We start from the raw sequence: 8,486 nt of genomic DNA on the forward strand, positions 1-8,486 counted from the left end.
TCCGCCTTTATTTATTGTGTTATGTATTATTCTCCGCTGATAATATTGTGGAGATTTTGTTTTAAGGTTTCCAGATGAGCTTTTTTCTCATCAATAGTGTTGTAAGTATCTCTTAAAAGAGGATTTTCTCTTGATGGTTTGTTGAAGAAAGAAAGGTTGTTTTCCAGTTTTACAATTTCTGCTTCAAGATCGGAGATTTGATTTTTGATCTTTCTCGCTTTATCAGTAAGCTGATTTTCAGATAAGCCTTCTTCTTTCAGTTCAAGTTCATTGATTTTATTGATTTTTAATTTTTCTCTCAAAGTTCTGTTGAACTCAGAGTTGATTGAAATTTTATCTCTCGGAACTTTACCGATGTTATTCCATGAAGTTTTGATCTGCTCAATTTTTTCGATGCTTCCGTCTTCATTGGAAACTTCTTTCAGTTCATCAAGAAGTGCTTTCTTGTTCTTATAGTTTTCTTTCCAGTTGTCTGTAGAAGTGTTGCTTTTCTCTCTGTAATTGTTGAAAAACGCATTGCAGGCATCACGGAATTCATCCCAGATTTTATTGGTCATGCTCTTAGGAACGTGTCCTATTTTTTTCCAGTCTTCCTGCAGCTTCTTGAATAACGGAACGGCAATGTCCCATTCTTCATTGTTCATATTATCCTGTGCAGTCTGAATCAGCTTGAGTTTTTCTTCAAGATTGGCCTGCTGGGATCCTTTCAAAGATTTGTAATAGTTATTCTTCGTTGTATTGAAACCTCTCAGTGTAGTTTTGAATTCATTCCAGTTTTGATTGGATAGTTTTCTGGGTACACTTCCGGTTTTTAAGAATTCTGAACGCAGATCTTCAACTCTTTTGATGGCGTTTTGCCAATAGTTATGATTCGGAGTTTCTGCAGGCTCAGAAAGTTTCCTGATTTCTGCTATGATCTGATTTTTCTTTTCAAGATTTTCACTTTGCTCTTTTTCAATAGAAGCAGAAAGTTCAGATTTTCTTTCGTGAATTTTGTTTGAAATTTCTTTAAATTCTTCCCATGTTTTCTCACGGAATTCTTCTGCTACAGGCTCAGCTTCTTCTTTCCACAGTTTATGAAGATACTGAAGCTCGTTCAAAGCCTTCTGAATCACGGGTTCGTTTTCAAGTTCTTTAGCACGGGCGATGATATGTTCTCTTTTCTCGAGATTATGGCTGTATTCCTGCTCCAGAAATTCTTTGTTCAGATCCAGCATCTGATAAAACTGATTCAGGTGATGGAAATAGTTATTGTTGAGAATCTTGAATTCAGATTTTGCAACCTGTCCTGCTTTTGACCACTCTTCTTTTATTTCTCGGATGGATTTAAAGAGATTGATGCCCGGCTCGGAGCTTGTGTATAGGTTTTTAAGTCTTTCAATGATATTTTGACGGTGCTCAAGATTTTTCTTCTGCTCTTCTTCCTGTCCTTTCTGGAAGTCGTCATGCTTTTCTCTGAAAATGTTGACCAGTGCAGAATATTTAGCCTGGGAAGGATGCTCGTAGCTGAAGTTTTCGGCAGGATTACCTGCTTCTACATATTCATGCTTTTTGTCTTCCACTTCATCATGGATGTAATGACTTGCTTTTTCTTTCAGCAGATTGAATCTTTTGAAATTCTCGCCGGCATTGGGAGTGTTGATGATTTTTTCCATTTCCTTCAACGCATCCGTAAGGGAAATTTCTTCCTCTTCATGTTCTTCCAGGTGCTCAGCATCCTCTTCATGTTGGTTTGCATCATGAGAAACGGCGTTTTCTGATGGATCCTGAGATACTTCGTTAGGAATTTTCTTTTCTTCGTTTTCAGAAAGATTGTTTTCTGTAGTCATAGCAAATCTTTTATGTGAGTGGCGTTAATATCCTTTAAATATAGCTTTAAGGCCAATTAAAGTACTAATTTATGTTATTTTTTTTGAAAATTCCAAATTTCCCAAGCTTTTTCTGCTTGCTGTTCAAGCATATAATACCCATTGACGGTTTTTGCTCCTTTTTCGGAGGCGTTGAGGATAAATTGGGTATAGTTGGGATTGTAAATCAGGTCAATAACCAGATGCGCAGAAGAAAGTCCGTCAAAAGGGAACTCGAGGCAGTCTTTCACATTCGGGAAAGTGCCTACCGGTGTACATTGAATGATTATTTTATGTTCTGCAACCGTTTCTTTACTTAGGTTTTCAAAATTGATTTCTGTGCTTCTTGACACAGTTACTGAGGGAATATTGTGTTTGTCTAGCGCATATTTTACTGCTTTTGCAGCCCCGCCGTTTCCTACAATCAACGCTTTATCCTGTGCAGGAGTTTTGTGCAAAAGTAAAGTTTTTTCAAATCCAAAGGCATCAGTATTATACCCCGTTTTCTTACCATTCTGAATAAGAACACAGTTTACAGCACCTATTTTTTCTGCTTCATCGCTCAGTTCATCAAGATAATCAATTATTTTTTCTTTGTAAGGAATGGTTACGTTGAAGCCTAAAAGTTCAGGAGAAGCAAAAAGGTTTTCCACTTCATTGATTTCTTTAAGATCAAAAATATCGTAAGAGAAATTTTTCAGCATAAGCTTCTGAAACTTATTCTCGAAAAATTTTTTAGAAAAAGAATAAGAAATATTTCGTCCTATCAATCCTAATTTTTTATTGGAATCCATAGATCAAAAATAAAAAAAAAGACCGGAAAAATCCGGCCTTTGATTTGAAATATTTTTTAATAATTAATCTACAATAAATTTAGAAGAGAAATGATCTGTTTTCAGGATGTAAGTTCCTTTTACCAGGCCTTTAAGGTTGATCTTGTTGGAATTTCTGAAAGGATTGGCTATTGTTTCAATCAGTTTTCCGGAAAGATCATAAATATCAGCTTTTGAAACTTTACTCAGGTTTTCTCCTTTTACAAAAAGTTCATTATTTCTTACCGGGTTAGGGTAGATGATGAATTCTGACTGATCTTTTTTAGTTTCAGCTGTTGCCAATGAAGCAGCACATGTCCAGGTAAGGTCATCCATCGCAACTCTGTCATTGTTTGGATTTACAATTTTAATAACGGCATTTCCGGCTACTCCTACAGTGATAGTGGTTGTTGTAACAGTAGGACTGTAAGGGATGGTTCCTACCAAAACATCATTTACTAAGACATTTAAAGTACCGTTACTTCCGGTGTACTTTCTTTGAGTTGTTAAGGTTAATGTTTGCACACCTCCTGAAACAACTGAACTCGTTAATGTACCTTTTTGAGTACAAACTGCCTTACCGCTGATTGTTTCGTCAGTTCTTGCCAGTGTAGCGGTCCATGTTATATTGTTGTTTGTCCATGTTCTTGTTGCGTATTGAGATGCTAGCGCTGAGCCATCCTGTATTGTGCTGAAATCTTCTGTTCCACAGCTTCCGCCTCCTGCAGGTCCGTCCAGAGTAGTTTCTGTAGCCGTTGTACTTTGCGGGGAAGAATTTCCTGCTGCGTCTTTAGCAATTACATAGAATGTATACTGAGTCAATGGAGATAATCCGGATACAACTGTAGAAGTTGTTGTTCCTGAAACAGTAGCTTTAAGCGCTCCGTTCGCATACACTTCATATGAAGTTACTCCCACGTTATCCGTTGAAGCTGTCCAGCTTACTGCAATGGAACTGGAAGTTGGGTTGTTGGCAATTAAATTTGTAGGAACTGTTGGAGCCTGCGTATCTATTACCGGAGTTCCCCAAACCATATTGACATATTCAGGATGATCTATATAGGGATTTCTGTTCCCCTGAAATGCATAGGTAGCATTGTTTCTTCTGATTTCCGAAGCTGATACAGGATCTTGCGTATGCCATTGTAAAAGCTGATTCAATTCCCAATCCTGAAGGCTTGGATATGTGTTTTGCGCAAGCATATTCCCTGTAGAGAATCCCGAAAGCTGGCTTTCATATCTTGTTACAAAATAAAAAATCATTCTCGCGATATCTCCTTTAAACTCATCAATAGGTTCAAAAACGACTCCCGAGTATCCGGGAGACACAGAATTCCCTCTTTTGGATCCGTTTTTTGATAAGTAATTATAGACGCCTACTTTTCCATAAGGCAAATTTCCTCTCTCATTGTTTACCTTTCCGTCAGTAGCTCTGATAAAGTGAACATCTGATTTCATCGGTAAACCTTCATTGAATAAACTTTGAGGAACAACGTGTTCTCTGTTGTAGCAGTCTCCTTCATTAGAGTAACCGTTAGAACCGCACTGATCTGTGGGCCCGTATATGAAATTATATTGATCTGGTCCTACAGGTGTTTCTGAGTACATATCCAGAATGGTACCGTCATTATCATAATCATAATCACGGTCAGTGGTCTGATAGGCGCTCCATACGTCATTATAAGTGATATTGGTAGCATGCCCTGTGGTAATAATAGTCTTAAGGGCGGTTTTAAGAGATGCGCCATTCAGGCCTGCTGCTGCATTATAATATCCGGCTGGAATTTGAGCCAGTACATTGATAAATACAAAGCTTAACAGAAAAAAAGATAGAATTCGTTTCATTTATTTAAAATTGGGGCGTAAAGGTACAAAAAAATGAAAACGAAGAATATTAATTTAATGTAATATATAAACTTAAAATATTAGTTTTTAGTAATATATTCCTTACTGATTTTTGAAAAGAACCATGAAATCGTAAATCCGAAAAGAGAGGCTGTAAGGGCTACAATAAAGTAATTTTTTCCTACAATTTTTACCGGGAACGGCAGTGTTTCATTGGCTCTGAAAAATTCTGTATAAAGCTGGAAATAGCAAAGTGCAGTTCCCAGAATCAAGCCGGTAATAACTCCGGAAATAACAATCAGTATTCCGGTGTAGAAATAGGTCATTCTTAAATGGCTTAAAGGAAAGCCGAGTGATATCAGAGATTTTGCCTGCTCCTTTTTATCAAGCTGGAGAATAATAATGGCTCCGGCGAGATTAAAGGTGGTAATGAAAATGACCAGCGCAAAAATAAGATAAATGAATAGTTTTTCAGTATTGATCATTTTCCAGAAAGCAGCATTTTCTTCTTCCTTGGTTTTGATCTCTATGTTTTTTCCCAGAGAAGAAATCAGACTTTGTTTTACAGCATCTGCATTCTCAGGATTTTTTAATTTAACAACAATCTGATAAGCTGATTTTTTAGGTAGATTAAGCAGTTCCTCAGTAAGTTCAATAGGAGAGATGATATAGCTGTCCAGCTGATCTTTTCCCGGGAAAACACCCGTTACCAGAATGTCTTTTTTATTGTAAATATCTTCTTCTTTATTGATGATTCCGGTTCCTGGTTTCGGCATAAAGACCGTTGCATAATGATTGGATGAATCCACAGGAATAGAAAGTCTGTTGTCCAGGCTATTTTCCATCAATACCTCATTAGAATATTTGAAACTTGGATAGGTTCCGTAAAATACTTCTTTATTGATTGGATTTACCTTGATGTAAGCAGAATCAACACCTCTTAAATAAGCAATATCACCTTTTCCATTAAAGCTGATGTATACTTTTTCTTCGATGACACGGGAGAAACTGCTGATTTCTTTATTACTGGTCAGTACTTTATTAACGTTGTCCAGATTTTTAATGGTTTTTCCGGAAGTACTTTTTAAAGTAAGATCTGCGTGAAGATTGGAAATAAGATCTTTATTCAGGTCTTCAAGCCCTGAAAATACAGAAATAATTACGAACATTGCAGCCACAGCAACCGTCATGGCACCTACAGCCAGCCACGTAATGAACGTAACAGCAGTACTGCCTTTTTTAGCCAAAAGGTATCTGGATGCTATGTAAAATGCAATATTCTTCAAGATCTATAAAACAGGATTATCGCCTTCACCTCTTAACTCTCTTTCCAGTTTTTCAACATCATCAAGAGCAGTATCCAGATAAAAGTTGAGCTGTGGAATAATACGCACCTGTTTTGCCATCTTCTGGCCGATGAAATTTCTGTACTGAGGTTTATTTTCTTCAATTTCCTTCATCACGGCGGTACGGAATTCCTGTGGGAAAATGCTTAAATAAATCTTAGCAATTCCTAAGTCAGCAGTTACCTTTACATCTGAAACAGATACCAATATGCTCTGTTTGCTTTCTGCAGCCTGTTTGCGGAATAGCTCTGCGAAGTCTTCCTGAATGATCTGTGCTACTTTTCTTTGTCTGTTACTTTCCATAATTTCTGCAAATTTAGTACTTTTGTTTGAATTGATACTTTGAAAATCAACTGTAGTATCAAATTTACGATTTAATTATATCTTTTATCCTTATGAAACTAGAACATATTGGTATTGCTGTAAAGTCTCTGGGAGTTTCTGATGAACTTTTTGCCAAATTATTAGGAAAAGAATCCTATAAAAAAGAAAGCGTAGAAAGGGAAGGAGTTGTCACTTCCTTTTATGAGACAGGTGAAAGCAAAATTGAGCTCCTGGAAGCCAGTAATCCTGAAAGCCCGATCTCAAAATTCATTGATAAAAAAGGGGAAGGCATCCATCATCTGGCATTTGGGGTTGAAGATATCCTGCAAGAAGTAGAAAGATTAAAAAAAGAAGGATTTCAGTTTATCTCCGAAGAACCGAAAGAAGGTGCTGATAACAAATTAGTTGTATTCCTTCATCCAAAGTCTACAAACGGCGTGCTGGTAGAACTTTGCCAAGAAAAGCAATAAAAAATTTTGTAGTGAAAGAAATTTTACTATTTTTGCAAACACAAAATTTAACCAAGTTTTGAGGTCCTATAGCTCAGTTGGTTAGAGCACCTGACTCATAATCAGGTGGTCCCTGGTTCGAGCCCAGGTGGGACCACAAACAACTGAAAACAGTTAAAATCAACTGAACACAGTTAAACGTAAAATCCTTGTATTCATAAGTAATACGAGGATTTTTTTGTATATTTACTTTCAGGATTGTTCAATTATATTCATAAAATAGTGTCCCCTTTAGTGTCCCTAATGTAAATTAAAGTGTCCCCTAAACGTAAATACTATGAAAATTAACTTTTACCTAAAAGAGCCAAAATCAATAAAAGATTCATTAGTTCTAGTTACAATCAGCCTGAATGGAAAAAGACCAAAATTTTCCACAACCCTAAAAATTACTCCTAAATACTGGAATGAAAACAGCCAGAGAATTAAAGCCAATGCCCCTAATGCATTAAACTTTAATAAAATACTCAATACGATAGAATCTAAAATATTGGATTTGTACACAAAGAGTTTTGTGGAGGATGATAAATCGAAGGCAGCCAAATTTTTTGATGAGGTTAGGACTTATCTAGCTGGGAAATTTGAAAACTCTGAAACTGATTTAACTGTTGATAAAGCATTTGAAAAATTTTTAGAAATACGAAAATCAAATCTTAAAGAAGGGACAGTTAAGGCATATACAACACTCAGAAATCATCTGAAAGCTTATTCAGTTGCTATTAGTAAAAAAAACTTGTTATTTGATGATTTAGATATTAGGTTTTTTGATGGCTTTATGAATTATTTGAAAATGACCTGTAAGCAAAGGACTAACACAAGGTCAAAGCAAATCAAAAATATTAAAGCCTTTTTAAAGTTCATGTATGATAGAAATTACCATACCAATAAAATTTTTGAAAAATTGGATAGAGAGCATGAAAAAGGACAATTTGTAGATTTTGTAGAAGCTGATTTTGAGAAAGTATTTAACCTTGACCTTAGTAATGATAATCATTTAGATATTACTAGGAGGTTATTTTGTATCAGCTGTCTTACAGGTTTAAGGCATTCGGATGTTTTGGACATAAATTATAAGAATATAAAGGCTGGCAAATATCATTTTAAAAATACTAAGAAAAACAGACCAGATATAATTGCAATGTCAGATAAAGCAGTTTCTTATATAAAGGAATTTAATGACCTTTATGGTGTTGGAAAAGGTTATACAAACCAGACAAGTAATAAGCATCTAACAAAAATCCTTATAAAGGCAGAAATAAATAGTGAAGTTCTAATCAATGAGAAAAATTATAAAGGGGATGTGATTTCAATTATAAAGCCTTTATATGATTGGATTACTTTTCACTATGGTAGAAGGTATTTTATTATTGGTTGTTTAAATAGAGGCTTACAGCCTCTTGAAATTATGCAAATTACGGGGCATGAGGATTTTGCTGTTTTTCAAAATTATGTGAAGTTTGCTGATAATGATTCTGTTGATAAGCTAAATAGTGTTTGGAATTAATGTGTTTTTAGTTGATTTTAATCTATAAGATAAACCTTTCTTAGAAAGAAGAAAGGTTTTATTGTATTGAAAATAAGCCAGCAGGTCTTGTGAGTTTTGATACTTTGTTAATTTAGAAACGAAAACTAACAAGGGGGATCACCCAAAAAACACTTATGAGGAGGGGGATGTTTTCCATATAGATAGACTAGTGATATAAGTCTTATATGAATTAGTCAATACTTAATCTGACAGTTACAATCAAATTGAATAACTTTAAAAACAGATTAAGTATTATGACAACACAACAAAAGATCATCAAA

The 8,486-nt window shown here is 35.4% G+C and carries 7 protein-coding genes and 1 tRNA gene; 3 read left to right on the forward strand and 5 right to left on the reverse strand.

Features of this window, described 5'->3' with window-relative positions; genetic code table 11:
- Positions 1–26: 26 nt before the first annotated feature.
- From BLW74_RS21940 to rbfA, 5 genes are all read right to left on the reverse strand, one after another.
- Positions 27–1,829, reverse strand: a complete 1,803-nt coding sequence (locus tag BLW74_RS21940) for a DUF349 domain-containing protein (protein WP_089697020.1) — start codon at positions 1,827–1,829, stop codon at positions 27–29.
- A 74-nt stretch (positions 1,830–1,903) separates the two neighbouring features.
- On the reverse strand, positions 1,904–2,641 hold the full coding sequence (locus tag BLW74_RS21945; RefSeq protein WP_089697023.1) for a shikimate dehydrogenase family protein: 738 nt from the start codon (positions 2,639–2,641) through the stop codon (positions 1,904–1,906).
- Between the two features lie 63 nt (positions 2,642–2,704).
- Positions 2,705–4,504, reverse strand: a complete 1,800-nt coding sequence (locus tag BLW74_RS21950; protein WP_089697026.1) for an endonuclease — start codon at positions 4,502–4,504, stop codon at positions 2,705–2,707.
- 80 nt (positions 4,505–4,584) lie between these two features.
- Positions 4,585–5,790, reverse strand: coding sequence for an ABC transporter permease (locus tag BLW74_RS21955; RefSeq protein WP_089697029.1), 1,206 nt, complete (start codon positions 5,788–5,790; stop codon positions 4,585–4,587).
- A gap of 3 nt (positions 5,791–5,793) precedes the next feature.
- Positions 5,794–6,153 carry a 30S ribosome-binding factor RbfA gene (gene rbfA, locus BLW74_RS21960; RefSeq protein ID WP_089697032.1) on the reverse strand — a complete coding sequence of 120 codons (360 nt, stop codon included), beginning with the start codon at positions 6,151–6,153 and terminating at the stop codon, positions 5,794–5,796.
- A 92-nt stretch (positions 6,154–6,245) separates the two neighbouring features.
- Here rbfA and mce point away from each other — a divergent pair, with 92 nt between their 5' ends.
- The 3 genes from mce to BLW74_RS21975 all read left to right on the forward strand — a co-directional run bounded on the left by mce (position 6,246) and on the right by BLW74_RS21975 (position 8,184).
- Complete coding sequence (gene mce, locus BLW74_RS21965) at positions 6,246–6,644, forward strand: methylmalonyl-CoA epimerase (RefSeq protein WP_089697035.1); 399 nt, start codon at positions 6,246–6,248, stop codon at positions 6,642–6,644.
- Between the two features lie 62 nt (positions 6,645–6,706).
- Positions 6,707–6,780, forward strand: a tRNA-Ile gene (locus tag BLW74_RS21970).
- A 180-nt stretch (positions 6,781–6,960) separates the two neighbouring features.
- Entirely contained in the window at positions 6,961–8,184 is a 1,224-nt protein-coding gene (locus BLW74_RS21975) for a site-specific integrase (RefSeq protein WP_089697037.1), read from the forward strand.
- Positions 8,185–8,486 lie beyond the last annotated feature (302 nt).

Source organism: Chryseobacterium culicis, assembly GCF_900108365.1.
In the GTDB taxonomy this organism is placed as follows: domain Bacteria; phylum Bacteroidota; class Bacteroidia; order Flavobacteriales; family Weeksellaceae; genus Chryseobacterium; species Chryseobacterium culicis.